25 protein-coding genes and 1 tRNA gene are annotated in these 25326 nt (G+C 63.8%); 17 read left to right on the top strand and 9 right to left on the bottom strand.

The features are described from left to right. Window positions 1-10 precede the first annotated feature (10 nt). Window positions 11-628: a PilZ domain-containing protein gene (locus IG197_RS27215; RefSeq protein ID WP_067961533.1), complete on the top strand. Its 618-nt coding sequence runs from the start codon at window positions 11-13 to the stop codon at window positions 626-628. Window positions 629-1322: 694 nt separating this feature from the next. Further along, window positions 1323-1928: a transglutaminase-like cysteine peptidase gene (locus IG197_RS27210; protein WP_192316022.1), complete on the top strand. Its 606-nt coding sequence runs from the start codon at window positions 1323-1325 to the stop codon at window positions 1926-1928. Between the two features lie 376 nt (window positions 1929-2304). Here the strand turns inward: IG197_RS27210 and IG197_RS27205 are convergent, their stop codons facing one another. Next, window positions 2305-2838, bottom strand: a complete 534-nt coding sequence (locus IG197_RS27205; protein ID WP_067961529.1) for a gamma carbonic anhydrase family protein — start codon at window positions 2836-2838, stop codon at window positions 2305-2307. Window positions 2839-3046: 208 nt separating this feature from the next. Here IG197_RS27205 and IG197_RS27200 point away from each other — a divergent pair, with 208 nt between their 5' ends. Next, window positions 3047-3772 carry a hypothetical protein gene (locus tag IG197_RS27200; protein WP_067961527.1) on the top strand — a complete coding sequence of 242 codons (726 nt, stop codon included), beginning with the start codon at window positions 3047-3049 and terminating at the stop codon, window positions 3770-3772. A gap of 45 nt (window positions 3773-3817) precedes the next feature. Here IG197_RS27200 and IG197_RS27195 read toward each other — a convergent pair whose 3' ends face one another. Further along, window positions 3818-4021, bottom strand: coding sequence for a DUF3126 family protein (locus IG197_RS27195; RefSeq protein ID WP_067961526.1), 204 nt, complete (start codon window positions 4019-4021; stop codon window positions 3818-3820). Window positions 4022-4148: 127 nt separating this feature from the next. Next, the gene (gene cysE / locus IG197_RS27190; RefSeq protein ID WP_067961524.1) at window positions 4149-4997 is read right to left on the bottom strand and encodes a serine O-acetyltransferase; all 849 of its coding nucleotides are present in this window, start codon (window positions 4995-4997) and stop codon (window positions 4149-4151) included. A 130-nt stretch (window positions 4998-5127) separates the two neighbouring features. On the opposite strand from cysE, the gene IG197_RS27185 reads away from it, so the two are divergent. Then, window positions 5128-5910, top strand: a complete 783-nt coding sequence (locus IG197_RS27185) for an enoyl-CoA hydratase-related protein (RefSeq protein ID WP_192316020.1) — start codon at window positions 5128-5130, stop codon at window positions 5908-5910. 1 nt (window position 5911) lies between these two features. After that, window positions 5912-6502: a hypothetical protein gene (locus IG197_RS27180; RefSeq protein WP_192316018.1), complete on the top strand. Its 591-nt coding sequence runs from the start codon at window positions 5912-5914 to the stop codon at window positions 6500-6502. A 3-nt stretch (window positions 6503-6505) separates the two neighbouring features. Here the strand turns inward: IG197_RS27180 and IG197_RS27175 are convergent, their stop codons facing one another. The 3 genes from IG197_RS27175 to IG197_RS27165 form a co-directional block, all read right to left on the bottom strand. After that, on the bottom strand, window positions 6506-7276 hold the full coding sequence (locus IG197_RS27175) for an alpha/beta fold hydrolase (protein ID WP_169808381.1): 771 nt from the start codon (window positions 7274-7276) through the stop codon (window positions 6506-6508). A 41-nt stretch (window positions 7277-7317) separates the two neighbouring features. Further along, the gene (locus tag IG197_RS27170; protein WP_192316016.1) at window positions 7318-7836 is read right to left on the bottom strand and encodes a DUF192 domain-containing protein; all 519 of its coding nucleotides are present in this window, start codon (window positions 7834-7836) and stop codon (window positions 7318-7320) included. Window positions 7837-7983: 147 nt separating this feature from the next. Then, window positions 7984-8580, bottom strand: a complete 597-nt coding sequence (locus IG197_RS27165) for a cold-shock protein (RefSeq protein ID WP_067961518.1) — start codon at window positions 8578-8580, stop codon at window positions 7984-7986. Between the two features lie 219 nt (window positions 8581-8799). On the opposite strand from IG197_RS27165, the gene gloA reads away from it, so the two are divergent. Next, the gene (gene gloA / locus IG197_RS27160; RefSeq protein WP_067961516.1) at window positions 8800-9240 is read left to right on the top strand and encodes a lactoylglutathione lyase; all 441 of its coding nucleotides are present in this window, start codon (window positions 8800-8802) and stop codon (window positions 9238-9240) included. Window positions 9241-9294: 54 nt separating this feature from the next. Here gloA and IG197_RS27155 read toward each other — a convergent pair whose 3' ends face one another. Next, on the bottom strand, window positions 9295-9834 hold the full coding sequence (locus IG197_RS27155; protein ID WP_192316014.1) for a DUF1697 domain-containing protein: 540 nt from the start codon (window positions 9832-9834) through the stop codon (window positions 9295-9297). Then, window positions 9831-11087, bottom strand: coding sequence for a threonine ammonia-lyase IlvA (ilvA, locus tag IG197_RS27150; RefSeq protein ID WP_154384025.1), 1257 nt, complete (start codon window positions 11085-11087; stop codon window positions 9831-9833). Before ilvA ends, IG197_RS27155 begins: the two co-directional genes overlap by 4 nt. A gap of 153 nt (window positions 11088-11240) precedes the next feature. Between ilvA and IG197_RS27145 the strand changes: the two genes are divergently transcribed. Both IG197_RS27145 and IG197_RS27140 read left to right on the top strand, forming a co-directional pair. Further along, entirely contained in the window at window positions 11241-12698 is a 1458-nt protein-coding gene (locus IG197_RS27145; protein WP_192316012.1) for a TrkH family potassium uptake protein, read from the top strand. Window positions 12699-12842: 144 nt separating this feature from the next. Then, entirely contained in the window at window positions 12843-13955 is a 1113-nt protein-coding gene (locus IG197_RS27140; RefSeq protein ID WP_246765260.1) for an alpha/beta hydrolase, read from the top strand. A gap of 73 nt (window positions 13956-14028) precedes the next feature. Here the strand turns inward: IG197_RS27140 and ade are convergent, their stop codons facing one another. Next, window positions 14029-15840 carry an adenine deaminase gene (gene ade / locus IG197_RS27135; RefSeq protein ID WP_192316010.1) on the bottom strand — a complete coding sequence of 604 codons (1812 nt, stop codon included), beginning with the start codon at window positions 15838-15840 and terminating at the stop codon, window positions 14029-14031. Window positions 15841-15962: 122 nt separating this feature from the next. Here ade and IG197_RS27130 point away from each other — a divergent pair, with 122 nt between their 5' ends. The 9 genes from IG197_RS27130 to IG197_RS27090 all read left to right on the top strand — a co-directional run bounded on the left by IG197_RS27130 (window position 15963) and on the right by IG197_RS27090 (window position 25062). Next, window positions 15963-17804, top strand: coding sequence for a sensor histidine kinase (locus IG197_RS27130; RefSeq protein WP_246765259.1), 1842 nt, complete (start codon window positions 15963-15965; stop codon window positions 17802-17804). Next, window positions 17801-19156: a sigma-54 dependent transcriptional regulator gene (locus IG197_RS27125; RefSeq protein WP_192316008.1), complete on the top strand. Its 1356-nt coding sequence runs from the start codon at window positions 17801-17803 to the stop codon at window positions 19154-19156. Before IG197_RS27130 ends, IG197_RS27125 begins: the two co-directional genes overlap by 4 nt. Before the next feature lie 212 nt (window positions 19157-19368). Continuing rightward, window positions 19369-20346, top strand: a complete 978-nt coding sequence (locus IG197_RS27120) for a tripartite tricarboxylate transporter substrate-binding protein (RefSeq protein ID WP_192316006.1) — start codon at window positions 19369-19371, stop codon at window positions 20344-20346. Window positions 20347-20567: 221 nt separating this feature from the next. Next, entirely contained in the window at window positions 20568-21029 is a 462-nt protein-coding gene (locus tag IG197_RS27115; RefSeq protein WP_067961496.1) for a tripartite tricarboxylate transporter TctB family protein, read from the top strand. Window positions 21030-21039: 10 nt separating this feature from the next. Then, window positions 21040-22551, top strand: a complete 1512-nt coding sequence (locus tag IG197_RS27110) for a tripartite tricarboxylate transporter permease (protein ID WP_067961494.1) — start codon at window positions 21040-21042, stop codon at window positions 22549-22551. Window positions 22552-22656: 105 nt separating this feature from the next. Then, complete coding sequence (locus IG197_RS27105) at window positions 22657-23508, top strand: alpha/beta fold hydrolase (protein ID WP_192316005.1); 852 nt, start codon at window positions 22657-22659, stop codon at window positions 23506-23508. A gap of 183 nt (window positions 23509-23691) precedes the next feature. Further along, window positions 23692-23901, top strand: a complete 210-nt coding sequence (locus IG197_RS27100; RefSeq protein WP_067961490.1) for a hypothetical protein — start codon at window positions 23692-23694, stop codon at window positions 23899-23901. Between the two features lie 198 nt (window positions 23902-24099). Further along, window positions 24100-24184: transfer RNA gene (locus IG197_RS27095), tRNA-Leu, on the top strand. Between the two features lie 638 nt (window positions 24185-24822). Then, complete coding sequence (locus tag IG197_RS27090) at window positions 24823-25062, top strand: DUF2188 domain-containing protein (RefSeq protein WP_182574111.1); 240 nt, start codon at window positions 24823-24825, stop codon at window positions 25060-25062. Window positions 25063-25326: the final 264 nt, after the last annotated feature.

Raw genomic sequence — 25326 nt, 5'->3', positions numbered from 1 at the left:
TGAGGGTAACATGAGGCCAGCGGCGATTGACTACGCGCCGTCACGGGCGGAACGACGCAACTTCCAGCGCGTTCGCGTGAAGATCTATGGTCGCTTCATGCTCGAGGATCGAACCGAGCATGCCGGCCAGGTCGTCGACATGTCGCCCGGCAACGTCGCCTTCCGCACCGACCGCTCAGGCGCCGCAGGCGAAAAAGTCATTGCCTATATCGACCATATCGGCCGCGTCGAGGGCGTCATCACCCGCACGCTATCGGACGGCTTCGCCATGACCGTCATCGCCTCCGAGCGCAAGAAGGACAAGCTGGCGGCCCAGTTGACCTGGCTTGCCAACAAGCACGAACTCGACCTGCCGGAAGACCGCCGCCACGAGCGCGTCGCCCCGCGCAATCCGATCAGTGCGCTGCAGCTCATGGATGGCCGGCAATATCCCTGCCGCATCATCGACCTGTCGCTTTCAGGTGCTGCCATCGAGATCGAGGTCAAGCCGGCGATCGGCGTCCAGGTCACGCTCGGTACCATGCGCGGACAGATCGTCCGCCACTTCGAAGACGGCGTCGCCATCGAATTCGCCGTCATCCAGCGCCCGGAATCGCTCGACACCGAGTTCAACCGCCCGCGCACCTGACTGCGCCCAGTTTTCATAAAAAGGCACAGCCTGACCTTCCACCGAATGTCAGGCTGTTTGCATTTTGACCCAGGCACATCCGAAAGCGCACAAGCGTAGCGTTCCAGAACAACGGCAGCGGCTCGACTGCTGTTTCATTCCAGCACAGATAAGCCCGCGACTGCCTCTCCGGCGTCACCTCCCCTGCATCACGCTCCTCACCCATCACGGCATGAATCCTCGAGGCAAGCCTCCCAGGATGACGACCGGAGACGCACTCTGCAGTCGAACACCATTCAACCCCGCGACCACTCGCCCTTTCCCAGGGCGGAGCAGGAGCACAGCGACGCCGAGACCCTAACGGTTCAAAACGCCTGCTCTTCCACCCGCCCCACATTCCTCACCCTGACGGCAAGGATCCTCGGGGCAAGCCTCTGGGATGACGAAGCGGAGAGGCAGCTCCGGACAAACCGGGCTTACCACTCAAGCCCGCGAAACAGGCGCGCCACTCGGAACTGATTGCCCGATCCCGGCGGCACGCAGCTTCGTCATGCCAAATTCGATAAAAATGTAATCAAATTTGCCGAAAGTTTTATTATTATTCTATTCTTTGTTTCCGCAATTTCTCCTTTGTTTTTACTCAACATCTACTTCGCAGTTTTGCGTCAAATAAATCCGGACCTGTCATTGTCACCTCAAACGGGGAGACAACAAAATGAACATGCGTCGGGGATGGCTTCTGCTTCTGGCCACGACAATTCAGGCAGGCGCCGTCAGCGCCGCCATGGCGACACCGGCAGTCATGCAGACCAACGGCCGCACCACGCAGCCGGTCGGCCACTATGAGCTGTGCAAGCGCTCGCCGATCGAGTGCAATGAAAAGACCGCAAACAGCAAGCCGGTCGAGCTGACCCGCGGCCTGTGGAAGGCGATGATTGCCATCAACGACAAGGTCAACACCGACGTCGCGCCGCGCACCGACATGGAAATGTGGGGCCAGGAAGAAGTCTGGTCCTATCCCGACAACGGCGCCGGCGACTGCGAGGACTATGTTCTGGAAAAGCGCCGCAAGCTGATGGAGCTGGGCGTCCCCGCCGGCAATCTGCTGATCACCGTCGTGCGCCAGCCCAATGGCGACGGCCATGCAGTCCTGACGGTGCGAACCAGCCTCGGCGAATACATCCTCGACAACCTCGACACGAGGGTCCTGGCTTGGGACGAGACCGAATACACGTATCTCAAGCGCCAGTCGGAGCGGAACTCGGGCGTCTGGATTGCGATCAACGACGGCCGCGCCGACGCGGTGGCGTCGGTTCGCTAAGCGCTGCAGCCCCGGGCGCACCCCATGAGAGGCGCGCCAAGGCAGCCGCAGCCCTTTGAATCGGTGCATGGCCTTCCGAAAATCGGCCCCGGTTTTCGGGGGCATGCGCTGGTGAGAAAACCCGGTCGCGTCCCCACCCTCCCCGTCCCCAACGACCGGGTCTAGGAGCCGGCCCATCCCCGGGCCGGCTCCGCCTTTTCAGGCAAGCCAGGGTGCAAACGAAATGCCGCCGGGCAAGGTGGTCAGGCTCAAGATAAGCCCGCGGTCGCGGGGATGAGTTTCCCTGGCTGCGAAAGTGCCGAAACGCAGCGGCTGTGTTCAGAAGCCTGGCGTCGCTGCGCCGCGCGGCGCAGCCTTCGCGAGTCGGCCGTCTCGCCTAGTCCTCGCGCTTCTTCAGCCCGCCGGAAAACCGGCGCTGGTTGGCGACGTAATCGTCCGCGGACTTGCGCAGCCGGTCGGCGGCTGCGTCATCGAGTGTGCGGATCACCTTGGCGGGGGAGCCGACAATCAGCGAGTTGTCGGGAAATTCCTTGCCTTCTGTCACCAGTGCACCGGCACCGACAAGGCAGTTCCTGCCGATCCTGGCGCCATTGAGCACGATCGCGCCCATGCCGATCAGCGAATTGTCGCCGACCGTGCAGCCATGCAGGATAGCCCTGTGGCCGATGGTGCAGCCCTCGCCGATTGTGAGCGGAAAGCCCGGATCGGTGTGCATTACTGTATGTTCCTGGACATTGCTGCGGGCGCCGATGGTGATCGGCTCGCGGTCGCCGCGGATGGCTGTGCCGAACCAGATGCCGACGTCGCGCCCGATCCTGACATCGCCAACCACTGCCGCATCGGGCGCGATCCAGCTGGTGGCGCGGTCCTCGAACTGCGGCTCAACCCCGTCGATTGCGTAAAGCGGCATCGTCAATTCCTTTTCTTTGGCGCGCGCAACCTATGGAGCGCATGGCCACAAGGCAAGCGCGCAACACGGCCTTAACGCGCCATTAACCATGCGCACGCAATGTCGAACAGATATGGGGCTCCCGAACGGACGGGAGCTGGGGTTACCGGCCCGGCAAGGCGCATGACGCGAAGGCAAATGCCAGCCGTGGCCGCTCTGGAGACATCAGATGAAGCAAGAGACGGCCGACAATTCCGGTTTCGACGTCGTCGATTCGGCGCTGATGATGAAGGTCTTCTACGGCTTTGCCGTGCTCGCCATACTTTCGGTGGCGATCAGTCTGGGCGGCCGCTGGTTCGGCCAGACCATCGCCATGGCCGGCTACACAGATGAGGTCGCACCGCGCGAAATCGTCATCGGCAACGACGTCATTTCAGCCCCCGCCAACATGATCCGCTTCGAGAAGGCCCGCCGCGACGGCATTGCCGGGCGCCTCGATCTCTATCTGCGCTGGCCCGAAATGGACGGCTACAGCGAGGCGGCACGGCCGGCATTCAACAATCTCGACGGCCACAAGCGCATCGTCTTTCTCAGCCTAGAACCGCGCATGATGACCCGCGACATGAGCGGCCGTCTTGCGCCAATCTACAGCGAACTGACCGTCAAGCCAGGCGTACCGGGCCCCGAAGGCATGACGCTGTTCGGCTTCACCGAGAACTCAGGCTATCTCAACGAGGTGCTTGCGGTTGCCGCGCGCAACGGCGAACCACCCTTCGTCGCTCGCTGCCTCAGCGGCACGGAGGCTGAGGAATCGCTCGCGCCTTGCGAGCGCGACGTCTTCGTCGGCAAGGATCTGAGCCTGACCTACAGATTTCCGAGGGAGCTTCTGGGAGAGTGGCGTGCGCTGGACCGGGCGGTGATCGCCAAGGCGAATGCCATGCTGCACGTGAAGTAGCTGCCGCGCGAACGTCGCCGCGCGGCGCAGGGGCCGAGCGATTGGTCAGCCCAGATCGACGTCGAGGATCGCCATCGAGAAATTGTAGTCGCCGTCGTCCTCGTCCTTGAAAACGATGCCGAGGAATTCGTCGCCGATATAGACCTCAGCCGAGTCGTCCTTGCGCGGACGTGCCTTGACCTGAAGGTTGGGGTTCTGGAACTGGCGCTTGAAATAGGCGTCGAGTTTTCGGATTTCTTCCGGCTTCAACTGGCTTCTCCGGCTTGTCGTTAAGAGACGCGCTTCTGACACGCCAACCATGGCGCTGTAAAGGCAAGGCTTGGCTTACCCCCGCGCAAATCGCGCCAGCGCCCGTCACGGGCGCCGGCACGCAATCTCAGATATCGAAGCTGACGACGTGATCCATGGTCTGCGACGGCAGCAGCTGGTCCATCTGGCTCGACGGTCGGTCGCAGCCGGTTTCGCCGACGACGCGCGCCGGAACACCCGCCACCGTCTTGTTGTGCGGCACCGGCGACAGCACCACCGAACCCGCGGCGATCTTGGAGCAGTGGCCGACCTCGATGTTGCCGAGGATCTTGGCGCCGGCGCCGATCAGCACGCCGTAGCGAATCTTTGGGTGGCGGTCGCCCCCGGCCTTGCCGGTGCCGCCCAGCGTCACGCCATGCAGGATCGAGACGTCGTCCTCGACGACGGCGGTTTCACCGACGACGAGACCGGTGGCATGATCGATGAAGATGCCCTTGCCCATGCGCGCGGCCGGGTTGATGTCGGTCTGGAAAACCGAGGACGAGCGGCTCTGCAGATAGAGCGCGAAATCCTTGCGGCCGCGGTTCCACAGCCAGTGCGCCAGGCGATGCGTCTGGATGGCGTGGAAGCCCTTGAAGTAGAGCACGGGCATCAGATAGCGGTCGCAGGCGGGATCGCGATCGTAATAGGCCTGGATGTCGGTGCGCACCGTGTCGCTCCACTCCGGCCGATCTTCCAGCATGGCATAGAAGGTCTGGCGGATCAGGTCGGCGCCGAGATCCTGATGCGCCAGGCGCTCGGCCAGACGGTGGATCACCGCTTCCTCGAGCGTGTCCTGGTTCAGGATCGTGGCATAAAGAAATGCCGCCAGCAGCGGGTCGCCCGCAACCGCATCGGTCGCTTCGTCGCGCACCGATCGCCAGATCGGATCGACCGGCTTCACCGAGCTTGGGCGCGCTGCGGATATGGTGTTCATCGACGGTCTCCGTTCACTGCCGGCTTGTGCATTCCCGCGCGGGACATATAAGCCAGATGTTAGCACGATTGAACTCAATTTTCCTTAGTGCTCGATCAAGTGGATTTGGTTCGCGGATATTCAAGGCGTCATGGAAACTGAACCCTTGCTGGTCACAACGGCCGGTGGCGTTGCCACGATCGTCATCAATCGCCCGTCGCGCAAGAACGCCGTCACCCAGGCGATGTGGGTCGACCTGGCCCGTCATGTCCTCCTGTTGTCGTCCAATCCTGACATCCGTGTCATCGTCCTCAGCGGCACGGGCCAGGACTTTTCCGCCGGCGCCGACATCTCCGAATTCGATACATTGCGCGGCGATGCCAACAGTGCACGCGCCTATGAGGCGACAAATTCGGCGGCCTTCGCCGCCCTGCGCAACAGCGCCATTCCCGTCATCGCGGCGATCCGCGGCATCTGCTTCGGCGGCGGCTTCGGCCTGGCGGCGGCCTGCGACCTGCGCATCGCCACGCCGGACGCCCTGTTTGCCGTGCCCGCGGCACGCCTTGGCCTCGCCTACCCGCAGGACGCGATGGGCGACATCGTCTGGGCCGCCGGACCGCAGATGGCGAGATATCTCACCTACACCGCCGGCCGCATCGATGCGCAGGCAGCCCTCTCTGCAGGGTTCCTGCTCGAAACCGTCGACCCCGAGCTTTTCGATGCCCGCGTCGGCGAGATCAGCAGGACAATTGCCGAGAATGCGCCCCTGTCGGTGCGCGCCTCCAAGGCGGCAATCCGCGCGGTGTTGAGCCGTGACGCAGGCGACACGGCCCTCGCCCGGGCCGCCGGCGACGCCACCTTTCTCAGCGACGACTATGTCGAGGGCCGCGCCGCCTTTGCCGGCCGGCGCACACCCGTGTTCAAGGGGCGGTGACATGTCTTTGATCGACGACGCCACCAAGGCGGAACTGACCGCCCTCTATCAGGCCGACGACCGCCATTACCACGGCATCCGCCACATCGAGGCTTTGCTGGGGCTGCTGACGGAGTACCGCGCCCAGTTCGCCGATGCCGAGGCGGTCGAGGCGGCGATCTGGTTCCATGACGCGATCTATGACAGCCGCGCCAAGGACAATGAGGCGCAAAGTGCAGCGCTGGCCGCCGACCGGCTCAATGGGCGGGTCGACGCCGCTCGCCTCGCCGGCATCGTCAGGATGATCGAGGCCACCGCCAGCCATGAGGTGCCTGCCTTCGAAGATGCGGCAGCCAAGGTCGACGCAGCCCTTTTGCTCGACATGGATCTGTCGATCCTCGGTGCCCCGGCTGACATCTTCGACGCCTATGAAGACGCCGTCAGGCGCGAATATGGCTGGGTCAGCGACACCGACTGGTGCGCCGGTCGCGGTGCGGTGCTGCGCAATTTCCTGGCGCGGCCTCGTATTTTCCATACCGACATCTTCGTGACGCGGTTCGAAGCCGAAGCACGAGCCAACATGGAGCGCTCGCTGACAAAACTTGGCGGCTGACGCTCAGAGCGGGTGCTCGGCATAAAACTCCAGAACGCGCTTCTTGAACGTCCTGTCGCCGACGGCCAACATGTGGTCGCGGCCTTCGATATCGAAGCTTTCGCCATGCGGCATCAGGCGTGCCAGTTCCTCGGGAGAGCCGGCGATATCGTCCTTGGTGCCGACGGCGACCAAGGTCGGCTGCATGATGCGCCTGATGTCGTTGTCGGTCACCAGTTCGCGTGAGGTCGAAATGCAGGCGGCGAGTGCCTTTTTGTCGCTGCGCGTCTGGTCGGCGAAGGCGCGGAACATCCTGGCCCGCGGCTGTGTGATCGCAGCAGGGTCCTCAGCCAGCAGTGCGGCGGCGATCGGGTCCCAGTCGCCGACACCGTCGACCATGCCGATGCCGAGCCCGCCAAACACCAGCGTCGCCACCCGGTCGGGCGCCTCCAGCGCCATGAACGCCGAGACGCGCGCGCCCATCGAATAGCCCATGACATGGGCACGCTCGATGCCGAGATGGTCGAGCAGGGCCACCGCATCGCTGGCCATCTTGCTCGGCGTGTAGTCGGCCTCGTTGTAACTCTTGGTCGAGCCGCCATGGCCGCGATGATCGAAGGCGATGGCGCGGTATCCGGCTTCGGTCAGCGTCTTGAACCAGCCCGGCGACACCCAGTTCACGAAGTGGCTGGAGGCAAAGCCATGGATCATCAGCACCGGCTCGCCGCTGCCGGCGCCCGCCGGCGGCAGGTCGAGAAACGCCAGGTCGAAACCTTCATGGGAAAAATGATCGATAGCCATCGTTGCTCCGAATGGTCTTTGGCCCAGGTCTGGCGTCAGCCCGGATTGCCGGCGGCAGCCGTGATTGCGCGATGCCTGAGCCTGACGCCGTCGGCAATGCCTGACCTGGCTGCCGTGCCGGCCTTGAGTTCGAGCACGAAGCGCGCCGGCTGATCGGGTGCGATGACCGCTTCCGAAAATGGCGTGCCCGGCAGGACGTCGAGCACCTTGCCGTCGGGACCGATAAAGACCAGGTCGAGCGGCAATGGCGTGTTCTTCATCCAGAAGCCGACCGGCTGGGTCTGCTCGAACACGAACAGCATGCCCTGGTCGTCGGCAAGGTCCTTGCGGAACATCAGTCCCATCGAGCGTTCGCCCGGTTCGTCAGCAATCTCGATACGGAACGGCACGTCGCCCCTGGCGGTGGCAGCGATCAGTGGCTCGGCATCGACCGGCAGCTTCATCGCCTCCTGGGCAATGCTGGCCCCGGTGGCAACCAATGAAACGACAAAAGCCGGCGCCGCAAACAATGCAGCGCCGAGGGCTCCGGCCAGCAGCGATTTACGTTTGATCATCAAATCCATCTTCGGGGCGCGTTCGCGTTTCTGGTCAGGCCGATCCGAAAATGGTGGATTTCGAGAACCGGAGCAGAGCTGACATTCAGGTCCGTGAGCGCCGGAAGCGCAGAAAGCCGCCATTTGCAGGCCGGCTTCACCTGAAACCTAGTGCGAAACCGGCAAGGTCCCTAGATCGGGGTGAATTTCGGCAGCCATAAGGCCTTTGTCGCCCTTGCCGAAACGAACCAGCACCACCTGCCCCGGCCGAAGCTCGGTGACGCCGAAGCGACGCAGCGTTTCCATGTGGACGAAGATGTCCTCGGTGCCTTCACCGCGCGTCAGGAAGCCAAAACCCTTGGTACGGTTGAACCACTTGACCAGCGCGCGCTCGAGCCCGCTTTCCGGCGTGACCGAGACATGGGTGCGCTGTTCCTGCATTTCGGCGGGGTGCACTGCGGTCGAATTGTCGATGGAGAGCACGCGGAAGGCCTGCAGGCCGCGGTCGCCCTGCTTGACGAGGCAAACGACGCGGGCGCCTTCGAGCGCCGTCTGGAAGCCGTCGCGGCGCAGGCAGGTGACATGCAGCAGCACGTCGCTGCCAATTCCGTTGTCGGGAAGAATGAAGCCGTAGCCCTTGGCCACGTCAAACCATTTGATGGCGCCCGAAAGCTCGACCAGACCGACACCGTCGTGGCTGTCGTCGAGCTCGAAAGCGTCACGGCCAGTGCCGTTCTGCACCACGAGAGAGGCCTTTTCCCCCATCAGAACGCCCCCTTTCCTTGCAAACGCCATTACTGATTCTTGAGATAAGATTAACACTTCCGTTTTGGTCTTACGCAAGGGCCGACCGGCCATTTTTCGACTTGCCCCCCGGATAGCCACAAGCTTCGCGCCAGTTCCGCAGAAAACGCACTGCCATGGTTGCCGAGCGTGCGGGCCGCGCCCTATGTATCGCGCCGAACCCCAACCCAAGGAACAGCGATGCGCTATCTGCACACCATGGTCCGCGTCAAAGACGTCGACGCCTCACTGGACTTCTACTGCAACAAGTTCGGCATGAAGGAGATCCGTCGCTCCACCAACGAAAAGGGTCGCTACACGCTGATCTTCCTCGCCGCCGACGAAGACGTCGGCGCCGGCAGCGAGCGCCAGACGCCGCTGCTCGAACTGACTTTCAACTGGGACACGGAAGACTATCAGGGCGGCCGCAATTTCGGCCACCTCGCTTATGAGGTCGACGACATCTACGCCACCTGCCAAGACCTGATGAACAAGGGTGTCACCATCAATCGCCCGCCCCGCGACGGCAACATGGCCTTCATCAAGTCGCCCGACGGCATCTCGATCGAACTGCTGCAGAAGGGTGAGCGCCAGACCCCGGCGGAACCCTGGCTGTCGATGCCCAATATCGGCAGCTGGTAACAGCGCCAGCCCGAAACCGGGACCGATTTCGACAGCAGAACACGTCGGGGAGGCTCAGGCCTTCCGGGCCATGTCGAGCAAGGTCAGCACGGTGCGCCAGTTGCGCATCGTGCCCGGCACCTTCAGGGTGCGCGGCAGCACCTCGGCGAACTTTGACTTGCCGAGACCATCGGGGGCGTGAAGGTAGAGAACGTCGCCCTTGACCGCGAAGCTTTCAGGACCGGTGCAGCGCTCCGCCAGCCGCGCGATCTCTTCGGCGGTCGGCTCACGCTCCAGCGCGCTCGCATGCAGCCTGGTCGGATCATCTGCCACTTCGGGATAAGGATTGCTTGCCACCAGCGCCTCGAGCCAGCCGAGGTCGCGCACCATGATCCGCGAGCGAAAGCCCCAGCGCTTTTCGAACGCCGCCTCGATGCGCTCGGTCAGTGGACCGGCTTCGGAAGCCTCGGCTCCGAACACCACGTTGCCGCTCTGGATGTAGGTCGCAACGTCGGCAAAGCCGAGCTCTTCGAAGAATGTCCTGAGTTCAGCCATCCTGACGAGGCGGTTGCCGCCGACATTGATGCCGGAAAACAGCGCGACGAACACGCTCATATGATGAAGCCGCCCAGCGTCTCGTTGTCGGTGATGTCCTGGTACTGCACGCCCTCGACATCGAAACGCGCCTTGAGCAGGTCGAAGTTGCGCCGGTCCTTGGTTTCGATGCCGATCAGCACCGAGCCGAAATTGCGTGCCGACTTCTTGAGATATTCGAAACGCGTGATGTCGTCGTCCGGGCCCATGAGCTCGAGGAAATCACGCAGCGCGCCGGGCCGCTGGGGGAAGCGGATGATGAAGTATTTCTTCAACCCCTCGAAGCGCAGCGCCCGCTCCTTGACGTCGGGCAGGCGCTCGAAGTCGAAATTACCGCCCGACACCACCGCCACCACGGTCTTGCCCTTGAGCTCTTTCTTGGAAAAGTCCTTGAGCGTGTCGATCGCCAAGGCACCGGCAGGTTCCAGCACCACGCCCTCGATATTGAGCATCTCGATCATCGTGGCACAGAGGCGGTTCTCCGGAACCAGATGGACGCTGTCGGCCGGAAAATCCTTGAGCAGGCGCAGCGGCTCGCGACCGAGCTCGCCGACGGCCGCACCGTCGACGAAATTGTCGACCTTGGCGAGCTTGACCCGTTTGCCGGTGGCGAGGCTGTCGCGCAGGCTGGGCGCACCCGCCGGCTCGCAGAAGACGAAGCGTGGTGCAGCACCCGTCTCGGCGAAATAGCGCGTCACGCCGGCCGACAATCCGCCGCCGCCGACCGGCAGCAGCACCATGTCGGGTGCACGCCCATTCGGCATCTGGGCGGCGATCTCGAGCGCCACTGTCGCCTGGCCTTCGATGATGTCCTTGTGGTCGAAAGGCGGCACCATGTGGCCGCCCGAGCTTTCGCAAAACTCCAGGGCGGCGCGATAGCAGTCGTCGAAGAAATCGCCGACGAGCTTGATCTCGACGAACTCGCCACCGAACAGCCGCGTCTTGTCGATCTTCTGCTGTGGCGTCGTCACCGGCATGAACACCACGCCCCGCTTGGCGAAATGCCGGCAGACGAAGGCAAAACCCTGGGCGTGATTGCCGGCCGACGCACAGACGAACAGCTCGGCCTCATTGCCGGCGGCAAGCGTCTTGCGGAAGAAGTTCAACGCGCCGCGGATCTTGTAGGAGCGCACCGGCGTCAGGTCTTCGCGCTTCAACAGCACGCGTGCGCCAGTCTTGCGCGAGAGATAGTCGTTCTCCTGCAGCGGCGTCTCGGGAAACAGCTGCCTGACTGCCCCGGCTGCCAGCGAAACCCTTTCGGCAAAACTGGTCATGGCGAAGGCACTCCTGAAATCGACCGGGCAAATGCTGTGGCCCGCGTCCCTGCGCTATTGCATATTCGGCGCCGTGAAGCCACTGTCCGGCTCCCGCCACCAGGTCCAGGCCGACAGATTGGCTCGCCGCGATACATTTGGGGATACGTCTCGGTGAACAGAATTGCCGTCCGCGCCGCGATCCACATCGCAGCCGTCTTTGCCATCTACCTGTCCGTTGCAATGCTCCTTCCGGCGGCCGTCGACCTCTATTACGGCAATGACGACTGGCGCTCCTTCGCCTTCACCGCCTTGTTCATGGGCGGCCTGTCGCTGGCCATAGCGCTTGCGACACAGGGGCGCACGCCTCCCGCCAACACCCGCTTCGGCTTCCTGCTGGTCAATTTCCTCTGGCTCACGCTGGCGATCGCGGGGGCCGTGCCGTTCATGACGTCGTCACTGCAGCTCAGCGTCACAGATGCCTTTTTTGAATCGGTCTCGGGCATCACCACGACAGGCTCGACCGTCATCAGCGGGCTCGACACCGCGCCTCCAGGCGTTCTGATCTGGCGCTCGCTGCTCAACTACATGGGCGGCCTCGGCGTCATTGCGCTCGGCCTGTTCCTGCTGCCGTTCCTCAATATCGGCGGCGTTTCCTACTTCAAGATCGAATCCTCCGACATTGAAGACCGCCCCTTCGAGCGTTTCCAGACCTTCACGGTCAGCCTGATCGGCATCTACACCACGCTCGTCGTCACCTGCGCTTTCGCCTACGCTGCCGCAGGCATGACTGGCTTCGATGCAGTCAATCACGCCATGGCAACGCTCGCCACGGGCGGCATGTCGACCAGCGACACGTCCTTCATACGTTATGCAGGCGAGCCTGCGATCCTGTGGATCGGAACCACCTTCATGTTCATCGGCTCGCTGCCGTTTTCGATCATGATCCTGTTTGCCGTTCGCGGCCGGCTCGACGCGCTGCGCGACCCGCAGATCCGGATCTTTGCCGGCTACTGCGTCGTCTTTGCGGTGGCGGTCGCAGTCTATCTCAGCGTCCGCACCGGCATGCCGTTCTTCATGACCCTCAGCCACACCGCCTTCAACTTCATGTCGATCATCTCGACGACCGGTTTCGCTTCCGACGACTACACGCTCTGGGGGCCGTTTGCCGTCGCCTGCATTTTCGTCGCCACCTTTCTCGGCGGCTGCTCCGGCTCCACCACCGGCGGTATCAAGGCCTACCGTTTCCTGATCCTGTTCGAACTTCTGGCCAACGGCCTGCGCCGCCTGATCTATCCCAACACGGTGACGCCGGTGCGCTATGGCGACCGCTCCGTGCCACCTGAAATGCAAAGCGCGGTGGTCCTGTTCATCGCGTCCTTCTTCGTCATCTGGGGCATCGGGACGATCCTGATGGCAGCCACCGGCCTCGATCTCGTGACGTCGATGACGGGCGTGCTTACCGCCCTCACCAATGTCGGCCCCGGTCTCGGCCCGATCATCGGCCCCGTCGGCAACTTCGCCTCGCTGCCCGATGCCGCCAAGTGGATCTGCTCGGCCGCAATGCTGCTCGGCCGCCTTGAAATCCTCGCCGTGCTCGTGATCTTCACGCCAACTTTCTGGGGTCGCTAACTCTGTGAACTCTGGTGCGGAAGCCCTTGTTTCCGCCACAATTTCGGCAATCCGGCAACACTCCTCCGCCGACTTCCGCCGAAGCTGTTACTTTCGGCTGGACCCGACTTACTTCCGCCACTATCAGCCGATCGGGAGGAAGGCATGCTGAATGCACTGCCCGTCAGAGAGATCGCCAAAGTGTCGCCGTCGAAGTACTGCCTTGTCATCGCCGCCCTCCTGTTGTCCGGTTGCATCGGGCAGCCGTCCGGCGCGCTTTTGACGGGGGCCGTGGTCAATGTCCCGGTCCAGGAGATCGCCGGCAACCATGCGATCTTCGTCGCCTCGACGCGCCAGTACGCCGCCGACAACAAGGAGGTCTTCGACCGCGACCGTTCGGCGACGCTGAACTTCGCCCGCGTCGACGTGACCGTTCCCAAGGTCCACAAAACCGGCCAGATCGAACTGCGCGGCCGCAAGGACCCGGATCCGACCAAATTCTTCACCGCCACCAACGCGGTCGGCTACCAGACGCAGCCCGAATTCTCAAAGGCGCTGAGTGCCGACATCGCCGCGCGTGGCGGCCGCGCCATGCTTTTCGTGCACGGCTACAACACCTCCTTCGACGCCGGCGTCTACCGCGCTACCCAGATCGCGCATGACTCGGGCTATACCGGCACGCCGGTATTGTTTTCATGGGCGTCCGGCGGCAGCACGACCGACTATGTCTATGACAGGGAAAGTGCTGCGGCCGCACGTGACCAGCTCGAGGTGACTTTGCGCATGCTCGCCCAGTCGGGTGCGCGCCGCATCGACATCGTCGCGCATTCGATGGGCACCTGGGTGACCATGGAAGCGCTGCGCCAGCTGGCGCTGACCGGCGACCGTGACCTTGGCGGCAAGCTCGGCGACGTGGTTCTCGCCTCGCCCGACATCGACGTCGACGTGTTCAAGAGCCAGATGCGCCGCTACGGCAAGCCGACCAAGCCGTTCTTCCTGATGACCTCGGGCGACGACCGCGCACTCAAGCTGTCGGGCATCCTGGCCGGCTCCAAGCCGCGCCTCGGCGATTACAAGAACGCCGCCGACCTCGCCGAATACGGCGTCATCGTCGTCGACCTGTCGGATGCAAAGGGTGCGGACAGCTTCAACCACACCAAATTTGCCGACAACCCGCAGATGGTGAAGCTGCTCGGCCAGCGCCTGCGCGCCGACGACGGCTTTGCCAGCGACCGCGAGGTCACTGACCGCATCAACATGCTCGGCGGGCTGCAGTAAGGCCGCTTACCTCCGGAATGAAAAAGGGCGCCTCGGGCGCCCTTTCTTTTGTCGTTGCTCGTGGCGCTCCAGCTCAGACGAACAGATCGACCTTCTCGAAGGTCCTGACGTCGACCAGGCCGACATCAGAGATACGCAGTTCGGGGATCACCACCAGCGCCAGCAGCGAGTGCTGCATGTAGGCGTTGTTGAGGCTGCAGCCCATGTCGCGCATCGCCTGCACAAGCTTGTCGGCTTTGGCGGCGACGATCTCGGCGCGCTCGTCCGACATCAGGCCGGCGATCGGCATCTCGACCAGCGCTAGCTCCTTGCCCTGGGAGAACAGCACCACGCCGCCGCCGACCTGCCCGAGCCGGTTGGCGGCAAGCGCCATGTCGGCCTTGTTGGTGCCGACGACGATCATGTGGTGGCTGTCATGGGCGACAGTCGACGCCAGCGCGCAGTCCTTCACGTAGCCGAAGCCCGAGACGAAGGCGTTGGTCACCTGCCCCGTGGACCGGTGGCGCTCGACAAGCGCGATCTGGCAGACGTCGTTGCGGCGGTCCATGCCGACCAGCCCATCCTCGACCGGCAGGTCGGCCTCCAGCGCGCGCGTCGGTGCCTGGTTCTCGATGACGCCGATGACACGAACGCGCACCTCGTTGGCGCCCTCGGGTGCCTTGATGTCGAAATCGAGCGCGCCGAGCTGCTTGCCAAGCTTGACCGTGTTCTTGGCCTCAGTGGGATAGGCATAGGCCGGAATGTCGATGTCGAGCCTGCGAGCCTTGGCGACGCGCACACCGCGGGCATAAACCTCGTCGATCTTCATTTCGGCCAGATCCGAGACGATCAGCACGTCGGCCAGCCTGCCCGGCGCGATCGAACCGATCTCGCGCTCTAGGCGGAAATGCTGGGCGGTGTTGATCGTCGCCATCTGGATCGCGGTCACCGGCTTCAACCCCTGCTGGATGGCGTGGCGAACGACGCGGTCCATGTGCCCGTCATGAACGAGCGTGCCGGAATGGCTGTCGTCAGTGCAGAGGATGAAGTTGCGCGGGTCGATGCCCATCTCGGTCACAGCCTTGATCTGGCTGGCAACGTCGTACCAGGCAGAGCCGAGACGGAGCATCGCCTTCATGCCCTGACGGACGCGGGCGATAGCGTCCTCGGCGCGGGTGCCCTCATGGTCGTCCTCTGGCCCGCCGGCGACATAGCCGTGAAACGGCAGGCCGAGGTCGGGCGAAGCATAGTGGCCGCCGACGGTTTTGCCGGCCTTCACCGTCTCGGCGATCTCGCCTGTCATAACCGGGTTGTTGGCGGCGACACCGGGGAAGTTCATCACTTCGCCCAGGCCGACGATGTTCTCCCAGCTCATCGCCTCGGCAACGTCCTCGACTGTCAGCACCGCACCGGCATTTTCCAGCCCCGGCGCCGACGGCACGCAGGACGGCATCTGCACATGGACGTTGATCGGCATGGCCAGCGCCTCGTCATGCATCAGCCTGACGCCCTTGAGGCCGAGCACATTGGCGATCTCGTGCGGGTCGATGAACATCGAGGTGGTGCCGTGCGGAATGACGGCGCGGGAAAACTCGGTGACGGTGACCATGCCGCTCTCGACATGCATATGCGCGTCGCACAGGCCCGGCACGAGATAGCGCCCGCCGGCGTCGACGACCTTGGTGCCCTGGCCGATGGCGTGGCTGGCGTCGGGCCCGCAATATGCGAAGCGGCCGGCTGATATGGCTAGGTCGGTGCCGGGGATGATCTCGCCCGAATGCACGTTCACCCAGCGACCGTTGCGGATGACGAGGTCGGCCGGCTTGCGGCCCATCGCGACGTCGACCAGTGCAGGTGCGGTCTCGGTCCAGGGGCGCGGCTTGGCGAAGGCGGTCGTGTTGGGCATTGCAAGGAATCCTGTGTTCTTTCGCAACGACTGTAGCGAAAGCCGCGACGGAAAACAGAGCCTTGGTTGTGCGGCATCACCGCCCCGCTATACTTGGCGGCAGAAACGGTTCGGGCCGCGTCATGCAGCATTTTCTTAACGGTCGCCGCTTGTTGTGGCCGGGGCTTGCCCTGGCAGCGCTGGCGCTTGCGATCGTGGTGCTGGGCGGCCGGCTCGCCACGCGCGCCTACATGGATGAAGCCGAGGCGCGTGGACAGACGACGCTCCGGCTTGCCGTCTCGGCTCTCACCGGCCAGATCAGCCGCTACAAGTCGCTGCCGCAGCTGATCGCCGACAATGACGACATCCAGCTGCTGCTCGCCTCGCCCGACGACCAGGCGCTGCGCGACGTGGCCAACCGCTACCTCAAGTCGATCAACGGTCTGCTCGAATCGTCCGACATCTATCTGATCAAGCCGGGCGGCGACACGATCTCGGCCAGCAATTACGACCTGCCCACCACCTTCGTCGGCGAGAACTATTCCTACCGCCCCTACTACCAGGATGCCATCCGCGGCGGCATCGGCCGCTTCTTTGCGCTCGGTGTCATGTCCAATATGCGCGGCTACTACTTCTCGGCGCCGGTAATACTCGGCGAGCGCGTCGCCGGCGTCGTCGTGCTCAAGGTCCATATCGAGGAGATCGAGGCCTCCTGGCGCGGCGGCGACTTCGAGCTGACGGTTACAGACCCCGAAGGCATCATCTTCATGAGCAGCCGCCCGCTCTGGCTCTATTCGAGCATGAAGCCGCTGACTTCAGAGATGCTGGCGCGCACCACCGCCTCGCGTCGCTATTCCGATGCGATCCTGCGCAACCTGCCCGTGTCGCGCTTCATGGCCGACGGCCGCGAATTGCTGGCGATCAGCGAACGCGGCAACACCCGCGAGTTCCTCGAGGTTGCAGAGGAGATGCCCGAGGCTGGCTGGACGGTGCATGTGCTGGCCGACACGGGTTCCGCCCGCGCCCAGTCGCTGACGGCTGTCGTGCTTGCCCTGCTGGCGCTCGGCCTAGCGGCACTCGCCGGTGCCATCGTCCTGCAGCGCCGTGCTCGGCTCGACGAACGCATGCAGATGCAGCAGTCGGCGCAACAGGAGCTCGAACGCCGCGTCGAGGAGCGCACAGCCGACCTGGCACTGGTCAACACACGGCTGGAAACCGAGGTCGCCGAGCGCCGCGCCACCGAGCAACAGTTGCGCCAGACCCAGGCCGACCTCATCCAGGCAGGCAAGCTCGCGGCCCTCGGCCAGATGTCGGCGGCACTGTCGCACGAGTTCAACCAGCCGTTGGCTGCGGTGAAGACCTATGCCGACAATGCCGCGATCCTGATCGACCGCGAGCGCGTCGCCGAGGCCCGCGACAACGTCTCGCGTATTTCGAGCCTCACCGACCGCATGGCCTCGATCAGCAGGCATCTGCGCAATTTCGCCCGCAAGCCGAACCAGAAGCTCGGCCCGGTGTCGCTGCAGGAGGTCGTCCACGACACCCAGGAAATCGTCGGCTGGCGTCTCAAGGCAGCGGATGCGACACTGTCCGTCGACCTCGGGCCGAGCCCGTTGACGGTCAAGGCAGGCTCGGTGCGCCTGCAGCAGGTACTGGTCAACATCGTCACCAATGCCGCCGACGCCGTCGAAGGCCTGCCCGACCGCCGCATCGAACTGATGGCCAGGCGCAAGGCCGGCAAGGTCACCATCACTGTACGCGACCATGGACCCGGCGTGCCCAAGGCCATCGCCGAACGCATCTTCGACCCGTTCTTCTCGACCAAGGGCGTGGGCAAGGGCCTTGGTCTCGGGCTCTCGATTTCATACAATATCATCAAAGACTTCGGTGGGAGTCTTGGTGTCATGAATCATGCTGAGGGCGGGGCCTTGTTCACGATCGAGCTCGATGCGATGCGCTCCGCCATGCGCGAGGCCGCGGAATGAAGCCGCCGGTCGTGCTTCTGGTCGACGACGAGGACGAGCTGCGCCGATCGACCGCGCAGTCGCTCGACCTCGCCGGCCTCGCCGTCCAGGACAGCCCTAGCGGCGAGCGCGCCCTCGACTTCATCACCCAGGGCTTCAACGGCGTCGTCGTCTCGGACATCCGCATGCCCGGAATGGACGGCATGACGCTGATGGGACGCATCCACGAGGTCGACCCCGACATTCCCGTCATCCTGGTCACCGGCCATGGCGATGTCCAGCTTGCCGTGCGCGCCATGCGCGAGGGCGCCTACGACTTCATCGAGAAACCCTTCACCTCCCAGCACATTGCCGAAATGGCGGCGCGCGCCATCGACCGGCGCAAGCTCGTACTCGAGAACCGGGAGCTGCGCGCCGCAGCCGGCAAGAACGACGACCTTGAGGCCCGCCTGCCCGGCCGCAGCAACATCATGGTCGAGTTGCGCTACAAGCTGCGCGCCATTGCCGGAACCGATGCCGACGCGCTGATCATCGGCGACACCGGCACCGGCAAGGAAGTGGCAGCGCGTGCGCTGCACGACATCAGCAGCCGCGCCACCAAACCCTTTGTCGCCATCAATTGTGCCGCCCTGCCCGAAACCCTGATCGAGAGCGAGCTGTTCGGTCACGAGGCCGGCGCCTTCCCCGGCGCGCTGCGCCCACGCTACGGCAAGTTCGAGCATGCCCGTGGCGGCACGGTGCTTCTCGACGAGATCGGCTCGATGCCGGCAGACCTGCAGGCCAAGCTGTTGCGCGTCATCCAGGACCGCATCATCTTTCGCCTCGGCTCCAACGAGCCGATACCGCTCGACGTGCGCTTCATCGCCACCAGCAAGGCCGACCTCGACGCCGAGGTTGCTGCCGGACGCTTCCGCGCCGACCTGCTCTACCGGCTCAACGTCGTGACCTTGCGCATGCCCGCGCTCACGGCGCGCCGCGAGGACGTGCCGCTGCTTTTCCTGCAGCTGGTGCGCGAAGCAAGCGGGCGCTACCGCCGCGAGGCGATGGAGGTGCCGCCCCGCATCGTCGCCGACATCGCCCGGCGCGACTGGCCCGGCAATGTGCGCGAATTGCGCAACGCCGCTGACCGTTTCGTGCTCGGCCTCGGGCTGCAGTCCACCGAAGAGGGCTCCAGCGACGGCGACGAGCGCCTGGCCGAGCGCGTCGCCGGCTTCGAGAAGAACGTCATCCAGGCAGCCCTCGTCGCTCATGGCGGCAGCCTCAAGCCGGTCTACGAGCAGCTCGGCATCTCGCGCAAGACGCTCTACGAGAAGATGCAGCGCTATGGTCTCGACAAGAATCAGGTCGGCATGGCGGATGCCTCCGAGCAGTAGCTGCCGCTTGGTGTGTGGAATTCCACACACCGGGAAAGGCCGATGTTACCTTTTCCACCCACCATCGAGGTCGACATGGCATTTTATGCGTCAACCGTGGCTGCGTGACATTGCGGAACGGCTCCGGCTGCCGCCCAATCGGCCATCCGACGCCGGCCCCGGAGGAGCTGTGGTCAAGGCGGAGGTCGAGTTCCGATATCTGGGAGGATTCCGTGAAGAAACTTATCGCCTCGCTGGCGACGGCAGCCGCCGTTGCCATTTTCCCGCTTGCTGCCAATGCCGCGGGCTATCCCGAACGCACCATCACCGTCGTCGTGCCCTTCGCCGCCGGCGGCCCGACCGACACCGTCACCCGTCTCGTCGCTGAATCGATGTCCAAGGATCTCGGCCAGCAGGTCATCGTCGAAAACGTCGGCGGTGCCGGCGGCACGCTCGGCGCCGGCCGCGTCGCCTCCGCCGATCCGGATGGCTACACGCTGCTGCTGCACCACATCGGCATGGCCACCAGTGCAACGCTGTACCGCAAGCTCGCCTATGATACGCTGAACGCCTTCGAATATGTCGGCCTGGTCACCGAAGTGCCGATGACCATCGTCGCCAAAAAGGACCTCGCGCCGACCGATCTCAAGGGTCTCGTCGAATACGCCAAGGCCAACAAGGACACCGTCACCGTCGCCAACGCCGGCATCGGTGCAGCATCCCATCTGTGCGGCATGCTGTTCATGAGCGCCATCGGCACGCCACTGGTCACCGTGCCCTACAAGGGTACCGGCCCTGCCATGACCGATCTGCTCGGCGGCCAGGTCGACATCATGTGCGACCAGACCACCAACACCACCAAGCAGATCCAGGCCGGCACGATCAAGGCCTATGCCGTCACCTCGCCTGCCCGCCTCGACGTGCTGAAGGACGTGCCGACCACCAAGGAAGGCGGTCTTGAGGGCATGGAAGTCGGCATCTGGCACGGCGTCTACGCGCCCAAGGGCACACCTGCCGAGGTGACCGAACGCCTGTCGAAGTCGCTGCAGGTGGCCCTCAAGGACCCCAACGTCGTTGCCCGCTTCGCCGAGCTCGGCACCATCCCGTCGTCCGAGGCGGACGCGACCCCGGCAGCACTGAAGGCCAAGCTCGAAGGCGAAATCGCGCGCTGGAAGCCGATCATCGAGGCTGCCGGCCAGTTCGCCGACTAAGCCACGACCCGGGCCGCGCTCCGGCGCGGCCCTTCTCCGGCTGCCCCTTCTCCCGACGGAGAAGCCCATTCGCTGCACCCCCTTGCCAATTGCCGACGCCGCGCGATCATGCGCGCGTTCGATGCTCCCTTGTCGCCCTCAGGCGTGACCAGGCCAAGGCAGGCGGACGGGGAACAGAACAAGGCAGCCACAGAACGTCAGGCGCCAGCAGAGGGCCTCGCATGAAAAACCTCGCCATCGACCCAACCAATGGAGCCTGCGGCGCGATCTTCGTCGCAACCGGCGCCTTCTTCGCCATCCAGTCGCTCGGCCTCGACCTCGGCACCACTTTCCGCATGGGACCGGGTTACTTCCCGCTCGTGCTTGCTCTGGTACTGATCCTGCTCGGGGGCATCGTCATCGTCCAGGCCACCCGCATAGCCGGCGAGCCGATCGGCCCGATCGCCTGGCGCGGCTTGGCCTTCATCCTGCCTGCGCCGATATTCTTCGGCCTCACCGTGCGCGGCCTCGGCTTCGTGCCGTCGATCTTCATCACCTGCCTGATCGCTGCCTTCGCCTCGACCCGGATGAAGCCGCTGGCTGCTGTCTTGCTCGCCGCCGGCGTGACTCTGTTTTCGGTCGTCGTGTTCAGCTACGCACTCGGCCTGCCATTCCAGCGCTTCGGCCCCTGGCTGCCGTTCTGAGGGGTATGAGATGGAACTCTTCGACAATCTCGCGCTTGGCTTCTCCACCGCCTCGACGCTCTACAATCTCGGCTTCTGCCTGATCGGCGTGCTGCTCGGCACGCTCATCGGCGTGCTGCCCGGCATCGGCGCCACCGCAACGATCGCCATGCTGTTGCCGATCACCTTCCAGATCGGCGACCCCGTCTCCTCGCTGATCATGCTCGCCGGCATCTATTACGGCGCGCAATATGGCGGCTCGACCACGGCTATCCTGATCAACATGCCGGGCGAATCCTCGTCCGCCGTCACCGCGATCGACGGCTACCAGATGGCCCGGCGTGGACGTGCGGGTGCGGCGCTGGCGATCGCCGCCATCGGCTCGTTCTTCGCCGGCACGGTGTCGACCTTCCTGGTTGCTATCTTCGCGCCGCCACTGACGGCGATCGCGCTGCAGTTCGGTGCCTCAGAATACTTCTCGCTGATGGTCGTCGGCCTGGTCTCATCCATCGCCCTTGCCCATGGCTCGATCGTCAAGGCACTGGCGATGGTCGTTCTCGGCCTGCTGCTCGGCCTCGTCGGCACCGACATCTACACCGGAACGCCACGCTTCACGCTGGGCATCCGCGAATATGCCGACGGGCTCAACTTCGTCGCGGTCGCCGTCGGCGTTTTCGGCATCGCCGAGATTCTGCGCAACCTCGAAAGCGAAAAGACCCGCGAAGTGCTGATGGCCAAGGTGTCAGGCCTGATGCCGACACGCGAGGACTTCAAGGCGATGGCAGCACCCATCCTGCGCGGCACGGCAATCGGCTCCGCACTCGGCATCCTGCCCGGCGGCGGCGCGATCCTTGCGGCGTTTGCCTCCTACACGGTGGAGAAGCGCGTCTCCAAGAACCCGGAAGAGTTCGGAAAGGGTGCGGTCGCCGGCGTCGCCGGTCCGGAATCGGCCAACAATGCCGGTGCCCAGACCTCGTTCATCCCGATGCTGACGCTCGGTATCCCGGCCAACCCCGTCATGGCGCTGATGATCGGTGCGATGATCATCCAGGGCATCGTGCCCGGCCCCAATGTGGCTACCGAGCAGCCGGCGCTGTTCTGGGGCATCATCGCCTCGATGTGGATCGGCAATTTGATGCTGATCATCCTCAACCTGCCGCTGATCGGCCTGTGGGTGAAGCTACTGACAGTGCCTTACTACGTGCTGTTCCCGATCATCATGGCGTTCTGTGCAATCGGCGTCTACAGCGTCAACTCCAACGTCTTCGACCTCTATGCGGTCGCCTTCTTCGGCTTCATCGGCTACGTGCTGGTCAAGCTGCGCTGCGAGCCGGCGCCGCTGCTGCTCGGCTTCGTGCTCGGACCTCTGCTCGAGGAAAACCTGCGCCGCGCCATGATCCTGTCGCGCGGCGACCCGACGACCTTCTTCACCCGCCCGATCAGCGCCCTGCTGCTGGCGATAGCCGCGGGCGTGTTGATCGTCGTGCTGCTGCCGGCCGTTCGCAAGAAGCGAGACGAGGTCTTCGTCGAGGAAGAAGGCTGATCAAAAACCAGCAACTTGCAGCAAAACCAACGGGCGGATCTTCCGCCCGTTGACTTTTCCAGCGCATTGGCAGTCACTTGCCGCACAAGATGGGCGGAGGCGGGCATGCGTTCTTTCTGGACTGCCGTTGTTGTTGCTTTTGTTTCACTGTTTTCCATTGCTGCAGTGGGCGCTGAAGAGCGTTGGCTGACCTTGCCGGAACCGGCCGCCATGCCGGCCTCCACCGAAACCGGCTATGCCAAGGTCAACGGCATCGACATGTATTATGTCGTGTACGGCTCGGGCGACCCGGTGCTGCTGATCCATGGCGGTCTCGGCCATGCCGACATCTGGGCAAGCCAGGTTGCCGAGTTCTCCAAGACCCACAAGGTGATCGTCGCCGACAGCCGCGGCCATGGCCGCTCGACACGCACCACCGAACCCTTCGGCTATGAGTTGATGGCCTCAGATTATCTTGCGCTGCTCGACCATCTCAAGATCGACAAGACCGCGATCGTCGGGTGGAGCGACGGCGGCATCATTGGTATCGACATCGCCATGAAGCACCCGGAGCGCCTGACGCGGCTCTACGCACATGCTGCCAACGTCACCACCGATGGTGTCGATCCCGGTGTCGAGACCAACAAGACCTTCGGCGCCTATATCGAGCGCTCCGGCAGGGACTATGCCAGGATGTCCAAGACGCCGACCGAATACGACGCCTTCGTCGGCCAGATCAGCGAGATGTGGAAGACGCAGCCGAATTGGACCAAGGAACAGCTGGCGACGATAACGGCGCCGACGGCCATCGTTCTCGGCGACCATGACGAGGCGGTGACGCGCAAGCACACCGAATACATGGCCTCGATCATTCCCGGCGCCGAGCTGATCATCCTGCCCAACGCCAGCCACTTCGCCATGCTGCAGGCACCGGACGAGTACAACAGATCGGTGCTGGAGTTCATCGACCGGAAGTAGACTTTCAACCGCAGCGCCCGTTCTGCCTTTGCAGGCGACCGCAACAAGCGATCGCCATCGACCGCTGCGCCGGCTCGCCGCCGTTCGTCGCATCGACCATGTCCTTCATTGCCCCCAAGCGGAACAAATCGTGTATGGAGGGCCAAGGCCGCTGACTCGCGGCGCGATGAAATGGCGGACAGCATGGCAATCAAGTTCACAGAAAAGGCGGCCCCGGCCGCAGCAAAACCCACGCCTGCAAAGGCGGCCTTGCCGGCCGCAGTACCGCAGGAAGCGGCAAATGTCGCGACGAAGGAGGCGGGCAAGAAGCCGGCCAGAAAGACGCCCCGCAAGTCGGTGAAAAAGGATGCTGCAGCGGTGTCCCCACTGCTCGATTTCAACGGAACGAAGTAGCCACAAGCGCTTCTCGGAACACCGGACGCATAAGGCAAGCACCTGCTGGAGTTGATCGTTCCCACGCGGCGGGACGCGATCCAGACCCGAGCTGGATGGCGCGGCAGCCCCCATTCAGGGCACCAATTGCCCGTCACGGTCCGGTGGCGGCACAAGGCCAGTTGACGGAATCGCCTGCGCAGTTGAAATGCGAGCCAAGCGGACGTGGCGAAACTGGTAGACGCAAGAGACTTAAAATCTCTCAGCCTCGGCTATGCGGGTTCGATCCCCGCCGTCCGCACCAAACATCGCTCCATTGCCCAGCGCACGCGAATCGAGCCTCGATCGCGAGGCATATCCGCCCACATATTAGCGTGACATAATTGCCACGCTCACACTCTTTCGTCACCGCACAACCACACCGGAAAATTGCGGATTGTTTCAGAGTGAAATACAACTTCACCGCGTGGGGGCGTTGTGAGTGGGGAGCCGAGTACATGCACTACAATTGGGAACGTGCGCCATACTTCTGGGAAAAACACCGTAGCGCCTGCCTTGGACTTGCCGCCGCCGTTTGCGGCGCCTGGGTCGTGTTTTCCATCGTCCCTCTCTGAACCGGACCAGATAGCACCGTCCAAAACGCCGTTTGACGGCTTGCAACCATTTGCGCCCGGCAACGTTTGAGCGGGCATGGTCGCATATGAATCAATTGCGCGCTGTGTATCTGTTGCGCCTCCGCGCCAGACGACCGGCCGTTGTCGCCTGACAGCAAGCACCATTGCGCCCGGCACTGGGTCGCCTACCGCTCACCGTATTTGCCATGCCCACCGGATAGGCCGGGACGGTCGTGAGGCTCTTCTCACTGTCGCGCGCGGACACTCGCGGCAGCACGGCCCCTTGAGGCGCTGATGCACAACGACAACCCACCCAACGAGGAAACCCATGGCCAAGCTCGTCTATGAGATCGTCCAGCACGATGGTGGCTGGGCCTACAAGGTCGGCGACACGTTTTCCGAGACCTTCCCCACCCACAATCACGCCCTGCAGGCCGCCGAGACTGCGGCAGCCGAACAGCGCGTCGCCGGCTCGACCGACGGCATCCAGTACGAGGATGCGGAGGGCCGCTGGCACGACGAACTCGCCAAAGGCGACGACAGGCCGGACACCGAAGTCTCCGACTAGCCGTTTGCAACGAACTGCCTGAACGTTTTGCCATGTCAGCGATACTCACCGGCATCCGGCGAGACGCCGGTTGCTCGGCGGAGGCCGAACAGTGTCGCTCATGTCAGTATTTGCAGGCAAACCAGCATTTTCAACCAAGGCGGCGCTCTCGGCCGCAGTGCTTGCCACCGTTGCGGCAACGCTATCCATCGGCGTCGCGACACCGGCGCAGGCGCAATATGCGAAGGCACCGTTCACGGCCTGTCGCTTACCTACAGCCTGGCC

It is taken from the genome of Aminobacter sp. SR38 (assembly GCF_014843375.1).
Classification (GTDB): Bacteria; Pseudomonadota; Alphaproteobacteria; order Rhizobiales; family Rhizobiaceae; genus Aminobacter; species Aminobacter ciceronei.
The sequence above is the reverse complement of the archived record's forward strand: the minus strand, read 5'-3'. Positions and strand labels throughout refer to the sequence as shown.